At 61.5% G+C, this 18419-nt stretch carries 17 protein-coding genes; 1 reads left to right on the forward strand and 16 read right to left on the reverse strand.

Annotated elements, in window-relative coordinates; genetic code table 11:
- Positions 1-82 precede the first annotated feature (82 nt).
- From OXH74_RS21425 to pcaQ, 16 genes are all read right to left on the reverse strand, one after another.
- Positions 83-982 carry a methyl-accepting chemotaxis protein gene (locus OXH74_RS21425; protein WP_375738756.1) on the reverse strand — a complete coding sequence of 300 codons (900 nt, stop codon included), beginning with the start codon at positions 980-982 and terminating at the stop codon, positions 83-85.
- A gap of 94 nt (positions 983-1076) precedes the next feature.
- Positions 1077-2342: an OprD family porin gene (locus OXH74_RS21430; RefSeq protein ID WP_375738757.1), complete on the reverse strand. Its 1266-nt coding sequence runs from the start codon at positions 2340-2342 to the stop codon at positions 1077-1079.
- Between the two features lie 148 nt (positions 2343-2490).
- Entirely contained in the window at positions 2491-3705 is a 1215-nt protein-coding gene (locus tag OXH74_RS21435; RefSeq protein ID WP_375738758.1) for a benzoate/H(+) symporter BenE family transporter, read from the reverse strand.
- A 42-nt stretch (positions 3706-3747) separates the two neighbouring features.
- Positions 3748-5085, reverse strand: a complete 1338-nt coding sequence (locus OXH74_RS21440) for an MFS transporter (protein ID WP_375738759.1) — start codon at positions 5083-5085, stop codon at positions 3748-3750.
- 155 nt (positions 5086-5240) lie between these two features.
- Entirely contained in the window at positions 5241-6017 is a 777-nt protein-coding gene (locus tag OXH74_RS21445) for a 1,6-dihydroxycyclohexa-2,4-diene-1-carboxylate dehydrogenase (protein ID WP_375738760.1), read from the reverse strand.
- A gap of 133 nt (positions 6018-6150) precedes the next feature.
- The gene (gene benC, locus OXH74_RS21450; RefSeq protein WP_375738761.1) at positions 6151-7164 is read right to left on the reverse strand and encodes a benzoate 1,2-dioxygenase electron transfer component BenC; all 1014 of its coding nucleotides are present in this window, start codon (positions 7162-7164) and stop codon (positions 6151-6153) included.
- Positions 7165-7174: 10 nt separating this feature from the next.
- Positions 7175-7663 carry a benzoate 1,2-dioxygenase small subunit gene (gene benB / locus OXH74_RS21455; protein WP_375738762.1) on the reverse strand — a complete coding sequence of 163 codons (489 nt, stop codon included), beginning with the start codon at positions 7661-7663 and terminating at the stop codon, positions 7175-7177.
- Positions 7660-9018 carry a benzoate 1,2-dioxygenase large subunit gene (gene benA, locus OXH74_RS21460; protein WP_375738763.1) on the reverse strand — a complete coding sequence of 453 codons (1359 nt, stop codon included), beginning with the start codon at positions 9016-9018 and terminating at the stop codon, positions 7660-7662. The genes benB and benA overlap by 4 nt, the downstream gene beginning before the upstream one ends.
- A 267-nt stretch (positions 9019-9285) precedes the next feature.
- Complete coding sequence (locus tag OXH74_RS21465) at positions 9286-10245, reverse strand: AraC family transcriptional regulator (protein WP_375738764.1); 960 nt, start codon at positions 10243-10245, stop codon at positions 9286-9288.
- A 308-nt stretch (positions 10246-10553) separates the two neighbouring features.
- Entirely contained in the window at positions 10554-11396 is an 843-nt protein-coding gene (locus OXH74_RS21470; RefSeq protein ID WP_375738765.1) for an IclR family transcriptional regulator C-terminal domain-containing protein, read from the reverse strand.
- 277 nt (positions 11397-11673) lie between these two features.
- Entirely contained in the window at positions 11674-12306 is a 633-nt protein-coding gene (locus tag OXH74_RS21475) for a malonic semialdehyde reductase (protein WP_375738766.1), read from the reverse strand.
- Positions 12307-12407: 101 nt separating this feature from the next.
- On the reverse strand, positions 12408-13337 hold the full coding sequence (locus OXH74_RS21480) for an AEC family transporter (protein WP_375738767.1): 930 nt from the start codon (positions 13335-13337) through the stop codon (positions 12408-12410).
- A gap of 20 nt (positions 13338-13357) precedes the next feature.
- Positions 13358-14467, reverse strand: a complete 1110-nt coding sequence (gene zapE, locus OXH74_RS21485) for a cell division protein ZapE (protein WP_375738768.1) — start codon at positions 14465-14467, stop codon at positions 13358-13360.
- Positions 14457-15062 carry a protocatechuate 3,4-dioxygenase subunit alpha gene (pcaG, locus tag OXH74_RS21490; RefSeq protein ID WP_375738769.1) on the reverse strand — a complete coding sequence of 202 codons (606 nt, stop codon included), beginning with the start codon at positions 15060-15062 and terminating at the stop codon, positions 14457-14459. The genes zapE and pcaG overlap by 11 nt, the downstream gene beginning before the upstream one ends.
- A gap of 12 nt (positions 15063-15074) precedes the next feature.
- On the reverse strand, positions 15075-15794 hold the full coding sequence (pcaH, locus tag OXH74_RS21495) for a protocatechuate 3,4-dioxygenase subunit beta (RefSeq protein ID WP_375738770.1): 720 nt from the start codon (positions 15792-15794) through the stop codon (positions 15075-15077).
- 124 nt (positions 15795-15918) lie between these two features.
- Positions 15919-16848, reverse strand: a complete 930-nt coding sequence (gene pcaQ / locus OXH74_RS21500) for a pca operon transcription factor PcaQ (protein WP_375738771.1) — start codon at positions 16846-16848, stop codon at positions 15919-15921.
- A 229-nt stretch (positions 16849-17077) separates the two neighbouring features.
- Here pcaQ and OXH74_RS21505 point away from each other — a divergent pair, with 229 nt between their 5' ends.
- Complete coding sequence (locus OXH74_RS21505; RefSeq protein ID WP_375741661.1) at positions 17078-18415, forward strand: sigma 54-interacting transcriptional regulator; 1338 nt, start codon at positions 17078-17080, stop codon at positions 18413-18415.
- The last annotated feature ends 4 nt before the right edge of the window (positions 18416-18419 follow it).

Here is an 18419-nt window from a genome sequence, read left to right on the forward strand (position 1 = left end):
AATGCCACCATGGGTCAGCTGCGCTGCCCTTAGCGAATGAATTCGCTCCTCAAGGAAGAGAAAAACGCTCACGCTCGGCCGTTCAGGTCTCTTCTAGCAACTCCGCCATCCGCTGCGCCAACTGCCGTTGCCCGGCCAGGCGCTGATTGATGCGCTCGACTATCTCCACCCGGGCCGCAGCGCCGGTACGCATGTCACCCATGGCCTGCAGGGCTGCGGCAGATTTCTCCAGCCCCGCGCGCGCGGAGCTGCTCACGTGCTCCATGCCTGCTCTCGCGTCGATTGCCGCCTTCTGCAGGCCTTCTGCGATCTGGCGAATCTGCCCGCTGGATTCGTTGGCCCGCAGGGAAAGATTGCGCACCTCGTCCGCCACCACCGCGAAACCTCGCCCGTTGCTACCTGCTCGAGCGGCTTCGATGGCCGCATTCAACGCCAGCAGGTTGGTCTGTTTGGCGATGTCCTGGATGCTGCCCACAATGGCGCCAATGCGCATGGACTGGCTGCCCAGTTCGTTGAACACTTGCCCGATATGCGTCATGTAGGTGTCCAGTTCGCCTATTGCCCCAGCCGTGGCCTGCATACTCTCGGCACCGAGTTGCACTTTTTCGCCAGCGGTTCGGGCCAGTGCATTGGCGTACTGCATGTCCTGCTCACTTTGCAGGATGGCATCAAGCAGCTGGCCAAGCGGTGCACGGAGATGATCGGTAGCCGCGGGGTGCTGCAACTCTGCCTGCGTGGCTATCAGCGGCATGGGATCTGGCAATGGTTCGGATACGTACACCTCTACCGGGACCTCAATGATCTCGGCGGGGTGCCAGTGGTAAAGCAGCCCGGCAACGGCGTTGCCGGCCAGGGCCAGACCAAGCAGCCAGGCGGGGCCCAGCAGGATCGCGGCGATACAAAGCAGTCCGCCACTGCAAAGCAGCATTGCGGCCAGGGGTTTACGGGACATCGGGGAACTCCTTGTAGGTTGTAACCCCATGGGAGCGAATTCATTCGCGAAGGTGATTCCCGGGTAGACCTTCTTTCTGCTATCGCGAATGAACTCACTCCCACAAGACACAACGTCGTGCCTATCAGAACAGCGTCCAGGTGTAGCTGAGGATCAGCCGGTTCTCGTCGATGTCGGTGCGGTAATTGGAACGGGCAGTGACGTTGCGCACGCGAACTCCAAGGCCTTTGAGCGTGCCGCTCTGGAAGGCGTAGCTGATGTCCAGGTCGCGCTCCCAGTCCTTGCCTTCGTAACCCAACCCCGTGTCGACATTGTCTCCGGTGATGTAGCGCGTGCTGGCCACCAGGCCGGGCACGCCAAGGGCGGCGAAGTCGTAGTCGTAGCGAGCCTGCCAGGAGCGTTCGTCGGCCGAGGCGAACTCGTAAGTCGGCACCTCGTTACCCAGGGGGCTGACGTTGGCGAACACGCGCGGGAAGGCACTGTCCCCGTACATCGCCTGATAGCCGATAAAGAAGGTGTGGCCGCCACGCTTGGCCGACAGCAGTGAGAAGAACGCCTGGTTATCGATGGCGCCGATCAGATGCTTGCCGTCTTCGCTAGCGTCGTAATAGCCAACGTTGGCGCCGAACACCCAATCCCCCATTGGCTCGCTGTGCTTGAGACCGAAGAAGCGTTGGTCGTAGAGGTCTTCCAGCTGCGCATACCAGGCGCTCAAGGTGGTGCGGTTAGCGTTGAAGGCGTAGTCGGCGCCGGCGTAGTTGAAGGCATCGCTCGACGCCTGGCGTTGGGGCTTGTGGCCGAGCATGGCCTGCATCTTGTCATCCCCGGCTTCGTTGCGCAGGCTGGTGGAGGTCAGATGGCCGCCCTGCAAGGTCAGCCCCGCGATCTCATTGGAGACGAGGCTGGCTCCCTGATAGGTCGGCGGCAGTAGGCGAATATCGCTGAATACCAGTACCGGCAGGTTCGGCTGCAGCTCGCCTACCTTCAGCTCGGTCTTCGACAGCCGGGTCTTCAGCGCCACGCCCAGGCGGCTGTATTCGTCAGCTGCCTCACCATCCTGCTGAACCGGAAGCAGCCCGGTTTTGACCCGCCCTCTCCCGCTGTCCAACTTGATGCCAAGCTGGCCGATGGCGTCCAGACCGAAGCCGACCGGCCCTGGCGAGTAGCCGGACTTGAAGTTGAGGATGAAGCCTTGGGCCCACTCTTCGGCCTTGGACTGCTCGGGCCCGCGGATATCCGAGTAATCGCGGCTGAAGTAGTAGTTCCGGGCTTGCAGGGTGGCGGTCGAGTCAGCAATGAAACCCGATTCAGCGGCCTGGGAAAGCGCGGGGAAACCAGCGGACACGCCGGCGGACAGCACTACACACAGCTTGCTTGCGTTGTATTTCATGTCACCACTCTTGTTTTTATAGGGACGAAACTCCCCCTACCCTGGAAACGGTTGGTTGAACCGGGCCCTGGGGCATGCACGCAAGGGGGGAAAGACTGGCGCGGGCTGCGGACAGCTCCCGCAGGGATCCCGCGCCGGGTACAGCGAACTAGCGGTCGGCCTCCAAAGCCTCCGTGTCATCGGGTATCGTTCTGGGCGCTGTTCGCACGGTGAGCAGCAGGTGTGCGGCCAAGCCGAAGATCAGCCCCCAGAACGCGGCCGACAGCCCCAGGAAGGACATGCCGGAGGCCGTCACCAGGAAGGTGATCAGCGCTGCCTCCCGGTCATCGGGCACAGCCATCGAGCCGGCCAGCGCTCCCGCAATCGCGGCGAACAGGGCCAGGCCCGCCAGAGCCGCAATCAGCTCATTGGGAAAGGCGCTGAAGATCGACACCAGCGTGGCACCGAAGATACCCAGCACCAGGTAGAACACTCCGCCGGCCACACCGGCGATGTAGCGCTTGCCTTTATCTTCGTGCGCTTCGCGGCTGGTGCAGATGGCGGCAGTGATGGCTGCCAGGGTCAGACCGTGGCAACCAAAGGGGGCCAACAGGAGACTGCCCAGACCGCTGGCAGAAATGATCGGGCTGGCCGGCGTTGCATAACCGTGGTTCCGAAGTACTGCAACACCCGGCACGAACTGCCCGGTCAGCGCAACCATTACCAGCGGCAGGGCGATGTTGAGTAGCCCGTGCCAGCTGAACTCCGGCGCGATCCACCTGGGAGTGGCCAGACCGATCACCAGCGCCGAGCTATTCAACTCCCCGGAGTTGGCGGCGATAACGCAACCCACCACCAGAACTGCCATCACCGCATAACGCGGCGCCAGCCGGCGGAACAGCAGGTAGGTCACGAACATGGCCAGCACCATGACCGGCTTGTCCTTCAGCGAAACGAACAGTCGTGTACCGAAGCTGAACAAGATACCCGCCAGCATGGCCGCCGAAATGGCGGCCGGCAGCTTGCCGACGATACGGTCGAAGGCACCGGACAGCCCCACCAGCACGATGATGCCGTTGGCGAGGATGTAGGCGCCCACCGCTTCGTTCGGGCTGATACCCGGCAGCATCGATACCAGCAAGGCGGAGCCCGGCGCTGACCAGGCGATCACCACAGGGACCTTGAAGCGCAGGCTCAGGACAATTCCCAGCACACCGCTGCCGATGGAAATCGCCCACACCCAGGAGGACAGTGCCTCAGCCGACATCCCGGCACTTTTGGCCGCCTGAAAGACGATCACCAGCGGCCCGGCATAGGAAATCAGCGTCGCGATGAAACCAGCCACCAACGCCGACAACGAAAGGTCCTTCATCAAACTGCGCATGCTTCCTCCAAGGCCCTGGCGTTCTTCAGGTACAGCGCTGGATCAACCCTGCGCTTCAGCCGCTGTGGCCAGCGGAGCCTGCTGTAGCTGGCGATGGTAAACCAAGCACATAGCCACGGCTGCAACGGCACCCGGAATTGCGAAGGCCATGAAGTTCAGTTGCAGCGGCAGGTTGATACCGAGCAGCGCGCCCCCCAGCAGCGGGCCGACGATTGCGCCATTACGGCCGATACCCGAAGCCCAACCGAGACCGGTGGAACGGAACGCCAGCCCATAGAACTGCGCGGCGGTGGCATACAGCAGGATCTGCGTGCCGATGGTGGTGGCGCCGGCAATACCGATCAGCAGGTAGAGCACCGGCGTCGGGCTCTTGAAGCCCAGCAGGCTGATGGACACCGCGGCAACAATGAAGAAGCCAGCCACGACCCTCGGCAGATTGAAGCGATCGCCAAGAAATCCGCCGGCAATGGCGCCGAACATCCCGCCGAAATTGAGTGCCAGCAGGAACGACAGGCTTGAACCCAAGCTGTAGCCCGCGTTGGCCATCAGCTTCGGCAGCCAGGAGCTCAGTGCGTAGACCATCAGCAGACAGCAGAAAAACGCGACCCAGATCATCAGGGTTTGCAGCGCGCGCCCTTCGCGGAACAGTTCCAGTACCGGCGCACCCTGGGTTTTCACCTCGGTGAGTTCCAAGCGGTCGTCATCATGCAATTCACGCTGTGGGTCGACCCGCTTGAGGATCGCGCGAGCCTGCTCCACGCGGCCCTGGCGCAGCAGGAAACCCACAGACTCAGGCAGGAAGTACAGGACCAGCGGCAGGAGCAGCAACGGCAGCAAGGCGGCGAAAAACATCGCTTCCCAGCCAAAGCGCGGCAACATGTAAATGCCGACACCCGCCGACAGCATGCCGCCCAGCGAGTAACCGCTGAACATGATGGCAACCAGGGTGCTGCGCAGCTTTTTCGGTGCGTACTCATTCATCAGCGCCACCACATTGGGCATCAGCCCGCCGATGCCCAGGCCCGCCATGAAGCGGCAGATACCGAACTCCGTGGGGTTGCTGGTGAAACCGTTGAGCACCGTAAACCCACTGAACAGCACGAAGCAGATGGCGATGCCCTTCTTACGGCCGATCTTGTCGGCGAGCGAGCCGAAGACCAGGGCGCCGAACATCATGCCAAACAGCGCGTAGCTGCCCAGCGCCCCCGCCTCCAGCGGAGACAGGCCCCACTCTTTCATCAGGACGGGCAGGACCACGCCGTAGATGAACAAGTCATAGCCGTCGAAGATGAGCAGGAGCGCACACCAGCACATCACCATCCAGTGAAAGCCGGTAAAGCGCGCGTTATCGATGATCTCGTGTACGTCGATTTTTCGCATGGCATCTGTCTCTTGTTTTTGTTGTGTAGAAACCGCTGGGATGGGCGCGTGACGGTGCCCATTTGTGAGCCTGCAGGATGGGTTGAGCGGAGCGATACCCATCACATCGGCATCGATGGGTATCGCGTTGCTCAACCCATCCTACGAGGGAGCATTCAGCCCAGGTCACCTCCGCCTACAGGTAGGGTTACACCGGTGATGTAGGACGCTTCGTCCGAGGCCAGGAAGAGAATCGCGCCAGCCTGTTCGTCGATGGTGCCGTAGCGTTTCATCAGACTGCTGTCGATCGTCTGGTCGACGATCTGCTGGTACCAGCCCTTCTCCTGTGCGCTTTGCTCGGCGGTATTGCGCGGGATGCGTCGCGGTGGCGCTTCGGTGCCACCAGGCGCAGTCGCATTGACGCGAATGCCGCGCTCGGCGTTCTCGAACGCCAGGCAGGCAGTCAGCGCATTCACTCCGCCCTTCGCTGCGCCATAAGGCACGCGGTTGACCCCGCGAGTGGCGATTGACGAGACATTGACGATCGCGCCTGCACCCTGTTCCAGCATGTAGGGCAGCACCGCGTGGCAGCACCAGAGCGTGGGAAACAGCGAGCGACGCACTTCGGCCTCGATCTCGTGTTCCTGGTAGTGCTCATAGGGCTTGGCCCAGATGGTGCCGCCAACATTGTTGATGAGGATATCCAGGCGGCCGAAGCGCTCCACCGCGGCGGCAGCCACACGATGGCACTCGACGAACTGCTCGAGGTCGGCGGTCAGCGCCAGCAGCTGGGCATCGGGACCCAGTTGGTCGGCCAGCTCGAAGACCAGCTCGGAGCGGTCCACGGCTACGACCCGCGCGCCCTCCTCCGCCAGCCGCTCGGCGACACGGCGGCCGATGCCTTGGGCAGCGCCGGTGACCAGCGCGACTTTGTTCTGGAATCTGTTGCTCATGGCAGCCTCTTGAAAATGGCTCGTAACCTATACGGTGTCTGTACGAGCGAGCTTGCTCGCGAATAGCTCCGCGCGAGGCGGTTCGCGAGCAAGCTCGCTCCTACAAGACGTGCGTTAGATCGAGGGCATTCGCTTACGCCGCTGAAGCAGCGAACTTCTCGTAATAGAAATTCGCCGGCTGGATGCCCTGCTCGCGGATGAACTGGTTCACCGACTCCACCATGGGCGGCGGGCCGCACAGATAGACGTCCACATCGCCCTCGTTGAGGTGCTTGGGCTCGATGTGATGTGTCACATAGCCTTTCTGCGGGTAGCTGCTTGCGGGGCTGGACACGCAGGCGCTGTAGGTGAAGTTGGGAATACGCGTGGCGAACGCCTCAAGTTTGTCCATCTCCACCAGATCAAAGTCGTGCGTCACGCCGTAGATCAGGTGCAGCGGGTGCTCGCTGCCCTGCTCTGCGATCTTTTCCAGCATTGCAGTGAAGGGCGCCAGGCCAGTGCCACCGGCCAGCAGCAACAGCGGGCGACGGATGTCGCGCAGGTAGAAGCTCCCCAGCGGGCCGGCCAGGGTCATGCTGTCGCCCGCCTTGGCCAAGCTGGTGAGGAAGCTGCTCATCAGACCGCCCGGCACATTGCGGATCAGGAAGCTGACTTCGCCATCCTTCTGCAGGGAGCTGAAGGAATAAGCGCGGGTCTGCTCACTGCCCGGCACCTTGAGGTTGACGTATTGCCCCGGCAGGAATGCCAGCTTGCTCAAGGATTCGCCCTTGATCGACAGCGCGATGGTGCTGTCGGACAACTGGCGTACCTCGCTGATGCTGGCCTCGAAACTCGCCTGCTGAGTCTTGCATACGTCGGAGGACGCCGGCACACGCACCACGCAGTCGCTCTCGGCGCGCATCTGGCAGGTCAGCACGTAGCCTTGCTCGGCTTCCTCTTCGCTCAGTGCATCTTCGATGTAGTCCTGGCCCATGTCATAACGGCCTGCTTCGGCGAAGCACTTGCAGGTGCCGCAGGCGCCATCACGGCAATCCAGCGGGATGTTGATGCCCTGGCGGTAGGCCGCATCGGCCACGGTTTCGCCGGCGCTGGCGTCGATGAAACGGGTGACGCCATCTTCGAAATTCAGTGCGATCTTGTGGGACATGGCGGCCACCCTAGATGTGGTAGATATCGATGACTTGGCGGACATAGTCGTTCTTCAGAACCACCTTCTTGGCCTTGATCAGCGGGCTCTCGCCGCGCACATCGAGGGTGTAGAAGCTGGTGCCGAAGTAGCTGTCCACGGTCTTGTAGCGGAAGCTCAAGGTGTGCCAGTTGAAGCGCAGCTTGCACAAGCCGTCGGCGACTTCGAGGATCTCGATGTTGCTGATGTTGTGCGAAGTACGGGTGTCCGGCATGGTCGCGCTGGAGCGGTCGGTCTTGATGCGGAATACCCGGTCTTCCAAACCGCCACGGCTGCCGTACCAGATCAGCGAAATTTCGGTCTGGGGGTCGACGGTCAGCTCGTCGTTGTCGTCCCAGGATGGCATCCAGAAGCTCGCGTCAGCCGCGTAGAGCTCCAGCCAGTTGTCCCAATCCTTGTCGTCCAGATAGCGCGCTTCGCGGTAGAGAAAGTCGCGCACGGCGTCGTAGGAGATGCTCATTGCACGGCCTCCACGGGGATCAGTTGCTGCTCGGCGGCGGCGGCCTTGAGCATGGTTTCCTGCCAGTACTTGTGCTGCAGGACGAAGAGGCCTTCGTCCTCGGTGCGTACGCCGGACAGCAGCGGGTGCAGGTCGATTTCCTGGGCAGCAGCGTCGGCGCCTTCCACCCAGTGCTCGGCACCGCGGGACATGTCGTTCCAGCCACGGTTGCCCTGGTAGCCCATCTGGCAGGAGCGGAACTCCTCCAGGTCGTCCGGAGTGGCCATACCGCTGACGTTGAAGAAGTCTTCGTACTGGCGGATGCGCTTGGCGCGGGCATCACTGCTCTCGCCCTTCGGCGCGATGCAGTAGATGGTGATTTCGGTCTTGTCGACGGAGATCGGCCGCGCGATACGGATCTGCGAGCTGAACTGGTCCATCAAGTAGACGTTCGGGTACAGGCATAGGTTGCGCGAATTCTCGATCATCCAGTCAGCCCGGGCCCGGCCGAAGTCCTGGGCCAGTTCGTCGCGACGCTCGTAGAGCGGGCGATCCTCGGGGTTGGCCCAACGAGTCCAGAGCAGCAGGTGGCCGTGGTCGAAGGAGTAGAAGCCCCCGCCGTTCTTGGCCCAGCTTCCCGCGCTCATGGTCTTGATCTCTTCGCCCGCCTCGCGCTGCTTGCGCTGGTTCTGGGTGGCGGCGTAGTTCCAGTGCACAGAGCTCACGTGGTAACCGTCAGCGCCGTTCTCAGCGGTCAGCTTCCAGTTGCCTTCGTAGATATAGCTCGAGGAACCGCGCAGGACTTCCAGGCCTTCCGGCGACTGGTCGACGATCATGTCGATGATCTTGGCGGACTCGCCCAGGTGCTCGAGCAGAGGCTTCACATCAGGGTTCAGGCTGCCAAAGAGGAAGCCGCGATAGGACTCGAAACGAGCAACTTTGGTGAGGTCGTGGGAACCTTCGCAGTTGAAACTGGACGGGTAACCAGCCTCGGCCGGGTCTTTGACCTTGAGCAGCTTGCCGGAGTTGTTGAAGGTCCAGCCGTGGAACGGGCAGGTATAGGAGGAGCGGTTACCGCTCTTGTGCCGGCAGAGCATGGCACCACGGTGGCTGCAGGCATTGAGGAAGGCATTCAGCTCACCATCCTTGTTGCGCGCGATGAAGATCGGCTGGCGCCCCATGGTGGTAGTGAGGAAGTCATTCTTGTTGGGGATCTGGCTCTCGTGGGCGAGATACAGCCAGTTACCTTCGAAGATGTGTTTCATCTCCAGTTCGAACAGACGCGGGTCGGTGAACATCTCCCGCTTGCAGCGGTAGACACCCTTTTCCTTGTCTTCTTCAAGCAGCGAATGAAGGAACTCGAATCCCAAGGACATGGCCAGGGCCTCCGTTGTTATTGTTCAGGCCAGGTCAGGTTAGGGATGCGAGGGGACGGGCAATATCCGCTTTTTGCAGATCGCTATCCGTTTTGTGCAGAGTGGTGGTGGTTGTAGCGGAAGGCTGGTACAGGGCGTGGCCCGTATACCTTGTGGGGGCGAATTCATTCGCTATGGGCGGCACCGCGGCCCCCTGATAGGTCCCAGGACAGACCTGCGGTCTGCTCAGCGAATGAATTCGCCCACACAGGAACAGCAGCAGACCCGTTACAAGCCCCGGCGCTTCAGGGTATCCGAAGGCAACTCGCCGAACTGATTGCGGTAGGTTTCGGAAAATCGTCCCAGGTGCAGGAAACCGTAGTCCAGCGCCAGCTCAGTGAGGTTGCGCACATTGCAGCTCGGGTCGGCCAGGGCGGCGCGAATGCGCTCCAGCCGCTTCTGCCGAATATAGTGCTTGGGCGTGGTACCGAGGTGACGCTCGAACAGCGCGTAGAGCGAGCGCAGGCTCATGTTGGCCTGCTGCGCCAGGGCTTCGCTGCTGATGTCCTGTTTCAGATTGTTGTCGATGAAATCCAGGATTCGTTCAAACGAGGCTGCCTGGGAGCACAGGCTTTCTCGGCTGACGTTGGTCTTCATCAGCGACAGCATCTTGCTACCGACGATTTGCGCGTAATGCTCCTGCACCCGTAGCAGTGGGTCACCGGTCTCAGCCTCGTTGCAGACCATCGCCAGCAGGTTTACGAAGCCCTCCAGCTCGTCCAGCTGGTAGTGGTTCTGCAGGAAGCGCACGCCCTGGCTCGGGTAATGCCAGCGTTGCTCCTGGCAGATCGACTCGAGCAAAGTAGTCGGCAGCTTGAGGATGAACTTCTCGCAGTCGTCCGAGTAAGTCAGGTCGACCGGGTCGTCAGGATTGATCAACAGCAACTCGCCCGGCGCCAGGTAATGCTCCTGCTTATGGCCACGCCACAGGCAATGACCGCTGAGAAGTATCTGCAGGTGGTAGATGGTCTCCAGGGCTGGCGAGGTAACCCGCACGCTGCCGCCATAGCTGATCCGGCACAGGTCCAGGTTGGCGAACTTGCGGTGATTGAGGCTGGCTTCCGGATGGCCTGCAGCTGGCAGACGGATGCAGTGCGTCCCGACATGCTGGTTCACATATCCGGACACGGCGTAGGGGTCCGCACGCTCGAACACCCTACTGCGTTCACTCAGCAGGCGATTATCCATTACCAGGCACTCTTGTAGTTCTTATGCCATGAGCGTCATGTCACGCAGACAAGCGCTAATGGTCCGATACCGTCGATTCTATTTGAGGCTTCCACCGCGCGCCTCAAGCAAAGATAAACGGTTACATCTTGGGCTCATTGCCGAGCCATCAGGCGGGCAGACCTTACGAGTAGGTTAGTGGCTATTCAATTCGACCCCTGGCAAAGCGTTCGATCAGCGAACACTTTGCCGAGAGCGCTTGGCTAATCCCTTGTGGGGGGAACACATTCGCCCTCCACCAAGAGCACCACGGCAGCGAGCAATCCCTGTTAGTGGAACAACCGCGTACTGAGCTCCTTGCTGGCCTCCAGCAACGCGGGTAGGAAGCGACTTTCCAGCTCCTGGCGACTGATGCGGCCCACATGGGTACCAACGTTGAGCGCTGCCAGTACCTGGCCGGCGGAGTCGCGCACCGGCACCGCGACTGAACGCAGGCCGACTTCCAACTCCTGATCGATGATCACCCAGCCCTGGCGACGAATCTCTTCGATACTGGCGAGCAAGCCTTCGCGGGTATGCACGGTGCGGCTGGTCTTCACCTGCAGATCGACATGATCGAGGTAGTCGGTGAGCGCCGCATCGTCCAGCGCGGCCAGGAGAATGCGCCCCATCGACGTGCAATAGGCTGGGAGGCGGCTGCCGACGCTGAGGTCCACCGAGATCAAACGCTGTGGCGTGGCCGAGCGAGCGATGTAGAGAATCTCGTCACCCTCCAGGGTGGCCATCGAACACGCCTCGTGCAGTTGCTCGCTGAGGCGGTCGAGGATCGGCTGGGCGGTTACCGCCAGAGGTGTCGACGAGAGGTAGGCGTGGCCCAAGGTCAGGACCTTCGGCAGTAGCGAATAGGTGCGCCCATCGGTAGTGACATAGCCCAGCTTGATCAGTGTATGCAGGCAACGACGCACCGCGGCACGGGGAATCTCGGTGCGATGACTGATCTGGGCGATGGTCAGGTGACGCTTGCGTTCCTGGAACGCGTGGATCACTGCCAAGCCACGGGCCAACGAGGTCATGAAGTTCGGGTCGCCGGTGAAGGCCTCGATGCGCTTGGCCGGCGAGGCGATGATCGGAGGCGCAAGTGGAGGCAGTGGCACGCGTTGTTCGTCGCTCATTCTTGTTGTCCTTGAAGATCAGGGGAATGCTGGTTTCGGCCGATTATCGAACCAAAGTTCGATAATCGCAATTGACCCTATCGCCCTTGCCTTCTACCTTGGCGCGGCTTTCGGCGCCCCGAGGTTTTCAACCTCAGCCACTGATCAGGTACCGGGGCCCCGGGCTGCGGCTGTGCTCATGAGGCGCAGCCGAAACACCCCCACGCAGGTGCCATAACCCCGGCGCGCCAAACACGCGTCCGGGGCTGGCTTTCCGAGCGCTGCTGCCATCCACCTGTTAGAGCAGCTTGCACACCTCGTCGAACTCCAGGCGTGGGCCGCGCGCGTGCAGCTTGGCCGGGTCGCCGTAGCCCAGGTTGCAGAGGAAGTTGACCTTCACATGGCTGTCTGGAAAATGTTCCAGCTGGAAAGCGTTGGTCTCTCCGTCTGCAGGAAAAAACTCATGGTCGACCATCACGTTGTCGAACCCGGACATGGGCCCGCAGTCGAGCCCAAGTGCTCGTGCGGCGATCATGAAATAGGCACCCTGCAGCGAGCTGTTGCGCCGCGCGGTGATGCCGGCAAGCTCCGGTGTGTTGGCGAACCACGCGCGGGCATCGGTGTGAGGAAAGAGCTTCGGTAGCTGTTCGTAGAATTTCAGGTCATAGGCGATGATGGCCGTGACTGGCGCCGCCATGGTCTTGTCGACATTGCCCGGAGCCAGTGCGGGCAATAGCCGGCGCTTGGCTTCGGGGGTGCGCAGGAAGAGGATCCGTGCCGGACAGCAGTTCGCACTGGTCGGCCCCCATTTCATCAGGTCATAAAGCTGTTTGAGCGTGTCGTCGCTCACCGGTTTGTCGAGCCAGGCACTGTGGGTGCGCGCCTGGCGGAATAGCAGGTCCAGTCCTTCCTCACTCAATCGATTGCTCATCGCCGCCTCCTCGTACTGGGGTGGACCGCACATCGTGCGGGCCTGGCCACCGGGCCAGCCCATTGAGAATAGACAGCAGCATTCGGGTCGAGGCATTTCCCTCAGGCCAGCACCCCGAGGAAGAAGCTGATGGTGATGAAGGCCAGCACGGTTGCCACCACCAGTGCCGCGGCGCAGCGGCCTTCCAGGCCATAGCGCTGACCGAGGATGGGATAGATGCTCATCATCGGCGAGCAAGCGAAGAGCACACCGGCGACCTTCATCACCGGGTCGACCGGCGGCAGCAGCGCAAAGCACAGCAGCACCGCCAACGGATGCAGCAGCAGTTTGCCGAGGCTGAGCTGAGCCACATCCTTGAGCAACCCCCCAACCTTCAGCCCGTTCAGGCTGCCGCCGATGACGAACAGCGCGACCGGAGCCGATGCCATCGCCAGCATCTCCACCACCTTCATCGCAATCGTTGGTAGGCGCACTTCCAGCACCGCCAGGGCCAGGCCAAGGCTGATGGCGATGATGATCGGGTTGCGCGCCAGACGCTTGAAGGTCTCCAGCACGGCAGCCCTGGCGCTTGAGCCGTTCTGGTGGCCTAACTCTGCAATCGCAAGGGCCAGCGGAATCATCAGCAGGTTCTCCACCAGCATGCCGAGTGCCAGAGCGGCCGCCGCTGGCGCACCAAGGGCCATGACGACAATGGGGTAGCCGATGAAACCGCTGTTGGAGACCGACATCCCCAGGGCGCTCAGCGCGCTGCCGGTGAGCGTGTCCTTGCGCACCATACGAGAGAACAGTAATCCCAGGCAGAACACCAGGAGCGAACCGAGGCCATAAGCCAGCACGTAGACGGGATCGAAAACCTGATCCAGTGGACGTTCGACGAGCGCCTTGATCACCAGAGCAGGCAAGGCAAAGGTGATGACGAACTTGCCGAGGCCGGCAACCTGCTCGCGGCTGACCAGGCTTGCGCGCGATGAGAGGAACCCGATCCCGATGAGGATGAAGATGGGCGCGGTGATGCCAAATATCTGAAGCATGTCTGAGCTCGCCGTTTCTATCAGATAACAGAGTGTCCATTCATCGCGGGCTTCACCTGGCTGAGCTGCTGCAGGCGACTGTGGGTCCGCGAGAAATCCATATGGGGCGTGCCACGGCACAGCTCGGCCAGGCTCGCTTCGCTGCCGAGCTGCAAGCGCAGACCACTGTCGTAGGCGATATCGACGAGGTTGACGAAGCGTTGCTGGACATCGATCGGTTCCTCGGCAAGGCACGGTACAGCGCTGACGGCCAGGTGGCGGAACTGCTGGCTGAGCCAGAGGAAGTCGGCACTGGAGTGCGGCCTGCGGCACAGCTCATCGAAGGCCAGCCAGGCACATTGCCCTTCCTGGGCCAGCAGGTGCATCGGATGCTGGTGGACCATCAGGGACACGTCACGCAAGGCCTCAGACGTCAGGCCGAGGAGGCGTTCGAACTCACCCTCGACGAAGTTGGAAATCGGCCAGCAGTGGCGGCCCCAGGCCTCCAATATGCTTGCGCGTTGCCGATAGTCCTCGCCCTCGTCCAGCTCCAGCACGTCGAAGCGTTTCTCGATCAGCGCGATGGCCGGTTTGAAGCGCTCGCGATACAGCGGGTTGGGGCATAGGCCATCAGGGTGGTAATTGGAGGTGCACACCACGCCCGTCCCCTCCTCCACCATCACCTTGAGCAGCCGCCCAAGTAGCACGGCATCGCCAATGTCGTGGACGTGGAATTCATCGAAGCACAGCAATCGTGCCTCGCCTGCCAACTCCCGCGCAGCCAGGGCGAGCGGGTCAGGTTGGCCGGCATGGGCCCGCATACGCACTTGCAGCTCCGCGAGGAAGCCGTGGAAATGCACACGACGCTTGTCCTTGAGCGGCACTGCAGCGAAGAACGCGTCCATCACGAAACTCTTGCCGCGCCCCACGCCCCCCCACAGATAAACCCCCACAGCCGTTCGCCGTAGCCAGCTTTTGCGTCCTGCCAGAAACACCTCGAGCCATTGCCCGAGATGGGCAATGGCAGCGCGTTGCGCTGTATCGGCCCGATAACCTCGGGCCTCCAGCAGCACCTCGAAGTGTCGCTCGATCCGCTGGCCGACCGGTTCGACCAGCGTATCCCGAGCGGGTTCTTCAATCTTAGAAGTCAAAGAACACGGTCTCGCCTTCTCCCTGGATACGGATGTCGAAGCGGTAGGCCAGCTTGCCGTCCACCTCGCACCGTTTGGCCACCAGCGTTTCGCGACGTTGCGGCTGCTCGATCAGGTTGAGCACCGGGTCCTTGGCGTTGGCCTCGGCCTCATCCTCGAAGTAGACACGCGTCTGCAGCTGGATGTTGATGCCGCGGGCGAACAGCGAGACGTTGATGTGCGGCGCCATCGGCACGCCAGCGGCGTTGTTCACCACACCAGGCTTGACGGTCTTCAGTGTCCATTCGCCGGCGTCGAAGGTGGTGGCGGTACGACCGAAACAATTGAACGGCTTCTCCACATCGAAGGCACGGTCGTAGACACCCTCGTGGTTGGCCTGCCAGAACTCCAGGAAGGAGTCCCGGACCAGGTGGCCATTGCCGTCGTAGACGTGGCCGATCATCAGGATGTGCTGGCCCGGTGCATCGGCCTTGGCCATCTCGTTCCAGATTTCCTGTTCACGGGTCGGGTTACCGGCGGCCGCCAGGGCCAGGCCGATGTGGACGTAGGGGCCGGCAGTCTGCGAAGGGGTTTCCGGCAGCAGTTCGATAGGCATGCGCGTGGCTCCTCAGCGGTTTTCGAAGTGGGTCTTGCGCTGGCCGCGCAGAACGATGTCAAAGCGATAGGCCAGGCAATCCATGGGATTGGCCATGCTCATGTCGAGTTTGGCGATAAGTGTCTGCACTGCATCCGGATTGGTGATCGACTTGACGATCGGGCACATCGGGATCAACGGGTCACCCTCGAAATACAGCTGGGTGATCAGCTTGGTGGAGATCGACGGGCCGCTGATGGAAAAATGGATGTGCGCTGGACGCCAGTCGTTCGGACCGTTACGCCAGGGGTAAGGGCCGGGCTTGATGGTGCGGAAGCAGTAGTTGCCTTCGCTATCGGTCAGGGCACGGCCGACGCCGCCGAAGTTCGGATCCAGAGGTGCCAGATAGCGGTCGTTCTTGTGTCGATAGCGGCCGCCAGCGTTGGCTTGCCACATTTCCACCAGGGTGTGCGGGATCGGCTTGCCGTACTGGTCGAAGACCCGGCCAGAGACAATGATGCGCTCGCCGATGGGCAGTCCGCCGTTGTTGAAGTTGAGCAGCAGGTCGTTGTCATGCTCACCCATTTTCAGGTGGGAGAAATCCGGGCCAGTGGCTTCCGAGATCGACTGGGGAATGCTTACCAGCGCCTGGCGCGGGGAACGAGCGACCGATGTCTTATAGTCGGGCGTAAAGGCTTTCGGATGCCAGTTTCGATCACGGGTGACGAAACGGCTGTTTTCCGCATGGGACATCAGGGCTTCCTCTTGTTGGAGTAGTGGAGCGGTTCAGGTACAGGGCAGCGAACGGTGGACCTAGTCTCATTCAGTCGAGGAAAGCAGAAAACTGAAAAGATGCCGCCAAGCCATAACCAGATGGTTATGGAAGTCGCCCCTCACGGTAGTCAGCCGCCGCCTCGCGCAGCACCTCGACGCACCACTGCGCGGCAAGTGATAGCGGCAGCGAGGCATTGCTGCAGATACCCACCGAACCACCCGGCTCCTGCAGGCCGAGGTCCAGTTCAGCCAACTCGCCCCTGCGCAGGTCCAGGCGGACGGCATCCATGGGCGCAATCCACACGGCATCGCTGCTCATCACATAGCGGCGGCTGAGCGTCAGCGAGAGGGTCTCCAGACGCTGGCGCGGCGGGCTGATCCCGCTTTGCACGAACAGACTGTCGGCATGCTTGCGGATGGTAGTCCCGGCCAGCGGCAATACCAGCGGAAAGCCTGCCAGCGTGCGGCCTTCGCGACCCTGCTCCAGCAACGGGTGACCTGGTCGCACCACCAGGGTCATGGACTCGCTGTACAGGTGCTCGAAGGAGAGACCTTGTATCTCCGGGCTCTCAGTCATGCGCCCAACGACAAGGTCCAGCTCCCCGACCCGCAGCTGCGACAACAGGTAGGCGCTCGGGCCGGTGAGCACGCTGACAACCAGCGCCGGATGGCGCTCATGGAGCCTGCGCACCACCTCGGGCACCAGCAGGCCCTCCACGGTCGAGAGCACGCCCACTCGCACCATGCCGGCGGCATACTCGCCCTCCCGCAAGCTGTTCACCCCGTCACGCAAGGCCTGCACGCATGGCCCGGCATAGCGCATGAAGGCCAGACCTGCTTCGGTCAGGCTGACACCGCTTTTGCTGCGGTCGAACAAGCTGGCGTCGAGAAGATCCTCAAGTTCCTTGAGCGTCTTGGAAATGGCCGGCTGGCTCACCGCCATCTGGTCAGCGGCCCGCGCCAGGCTGCCCTGGCGGGCAACCTCGAGGAAACACAACAGGTGACGGAACTTGATGCGGGTATCGATGTTCACCAGGGGCCTCGGTGGGGTGTTTTCCGGCACTTCACGGCACGTTTCGACAAAAGGTTTTGTCCTTTATCCATACAAACTGTCTGGAATAGGGTCTAACAGCCAATACTGGCACGCTAATTTCAACTGACCAATGGCGCAACGGCTTTGAAAGACATTGCTAGCTTTCAACGTACTTGCGCCAACACCTTGTTTTAGTTGGACATCCAGAACGTGGCGCCAAGGACTGGTTATGTTCGATTCTGTTGGTACTGCCGTCAGACGTCTATTGGTAGTCGACCCTTGCAAAGACTGCGAAGCGTTGTTGCCTTTGTTGAGGAACAACGGTTGGGACGTGGAAAGCTGCGCACTGCAGCATGCCATTGAACAGGTGTGCGATGTAGGTTTGCTTCGGCTGCAGATTCACCATTTGAAGCGACCGGAATCAGTCAAGCAACTGATTCGGAACAGCGGCACGGAATGGATTGCCGTTGTCAGCCCGGACACTTTGCGTTCGAAGGAGATTGGGGACTTTATCGGTGAGTGGTTCTTCGACTTTCACACCCTCCCCTTCGATACCCCAAGGCTGCAATGCGTCCTGGGACGGGCCTTCGGCATGGCCCGCCTGCGCGGACGCATGGCCAGGGCCTCGACAGGGGCGAGACACGACCAACTGGTTGGCCATAGTCCGTCGATAATTCAATTGCGCAAACTGGTGACCAAGCTTGCACAGACCGACTCCGCCATTCTGGTTCGCGGTGAAAGCGGAACCGGCAAGGAGCTGGTGGCCAAGGCCCTGCACCAGCAATCGCGTCGTAGTGAGGGCCCATTCGTGGCGATCAACTGCGGCGCCATTTCCGAAAGCCTGATCCAGTCCGAACTGTTCGGCCATGAAAAAGGAGCATTCACCGGAGCGCACCAGCGCAAGATAGGTCGCCTGGAATCTGCCAATGGCGGCACATTGTTTCTCGACGAGATCGGCGACCTGCCATTGGAGATGCAAGCCAATCTTCTGCGTTTCCTCCAGGAGAAAACCATCGAGCGGGTTGGGGGCAATGCCCCCATTGAGGTCGATGTGCGTGTGATTGCCGCGACTCATGTCGACCTCGAGAGCGCCGTTGCCGAGGGCCGCTTCCGCGAGGACCTGTATTATCGGCTGAACGTCCTCCAGATCCAGGCCACTCCACTCCGCGAGCGAAAGCAGGATATCCCGCTCCTGGCGGATCACTTCGCCGACTTCTATGCAAATGAGGTCGGGCGGCGCCCACGTGATTTCAGTGCTGCGGCCATCGCCTCGATGGTTGCCCATGGCTGGCCGGGTAATGTGCGCGAACTCGCCAACCGAGTCCGGCGTGCGCAGGTCCTCGCCGAGGGGCGGCAGGTTGGGCCGATAGATCTGGGCCTGGAGGTTGAAGTTGCGAGGTTCGAGACCTGTGGAGGGACCCTGAATGACTATCTGTGCCGCGCCGAGCGGCAAGCACTGGAAGACGTGATGTCAGTGCATACAACAAACATGAGCAGGGCCGCCCGGGCGCTTGGTATTTCGCGGCCCACTTTCTATCGGCTCCTGCACAAGCACGGCATCATCTAGCCCA

It is taken from the genome of Metapseudomonas boanensis (assembly GCF_042232855.1).
Lineage (GTDB): Bacteria > Pseudomonadota > Gammaproteobacteria > Pseudomonadales > Pseudomonadaceae > Metapseudomonas > Metapseudomonas boanensis.

Coding starts and splice junctions, on each gene's coding strand:
- pcaH (WP_375738770.1), bottom strand. CDS start 15,794: ATGTCCCATGCGGAAAACAGCCGTTTCGTCACCCGTGATCGAAACTGG.
- OXH74_RS21435 (WP_375738758.1), bottom strand. CDS start 3,705: ATGCGCAGTTTGATGAAGGACCTTTCGTTGTCGGCGTTGGTGGCTGGT.
- OXH74_RS21475 (WP_375738766.1), bottom strand. CDS start 12,306: ATGAGCAATCGATTGAGTGAGGAAGGACTGGACCTGCTATTCCGCCAG.
- OXH74_RS21505 (WP_375741661.1), top strand. CDS start 17,078: ATGTTCGATTCTGTTGGTACTGCCGTCAGACGTCTATTGGTAGTCGAC.
- OXH74_RS21425 (WP_375738756.1), bottom strand. CDS start 982: ATGGGGTTACAACCTACAAGGAGTTCCCCGATGTCCCGTAAACCCCTG.
- benB (WP_375738762.1), bottom strand. CDS start 7,663: ATGAGCATCTCCTACGACGCCGTGCGCGACTTTCTCTACCGCGAAGCG.
- benC (WP_375738761.1), bottom strand. CDS start 7,164: ATGTCCCACAAGATCGCACTGAATTTCGAAGATGGCGTCACCCGTTTC.
- OXH74_RS21465 (WP_375738764.1), bottom strand. CDS start 10,245: ATGGATAATCGCCTGCTGAGTGAACGCAGTAGGGTGTTCGAGCGTGCG.
- OXH74_RS21480 (WP_375738767.1), bottom strand. CDS start 13,337: ATGCTTCAGATATTTGGCATCACCGCGCCCATCTTCATCCTCATCGGG.
- OXH74_RS21440 (WP_375738759.1), bottom strand. CDS start 5,085: ATGCGAAAAATCGACGTACACGAGATCATCGATAACGCGCGCTTTACC.
- OXH74_RS21430 (WP_375738757.1), bottom strand. CDS start 2,342: ATGAAATACAACGCAAGCAAGCTGTGTGTAGTGCTGTCCGCCGGCGTG.
- pcaG (WP_375738769.1), bottom strand. CDS start 15,062: ATGCCTATCGAACTGCTGCCGGAAACCCCTTCGCAGACTGCCGGCCCC.
- OXH74_RS21445 (WP_375738760.1), bottom strand. CDS start 6,017: ATGAGCAACAGATTCCAGAACAAAGTCGCGCTGGTCACCGGCGCTGCC.
- OXH74_RS21470 (WP_375738765.1), bottom strand. CDS start 11,396: ATGAGCGACGAACAACGCGTGCCACTGCCTCCACTTGCGCCTCCGATC.
- benA (WP_375738763.1), bottom strand. CDS start 9,018: ATGTCCTTGGGATTCGAGTTCCTTCATTCGCTGCTTGAAGAAGACAAG.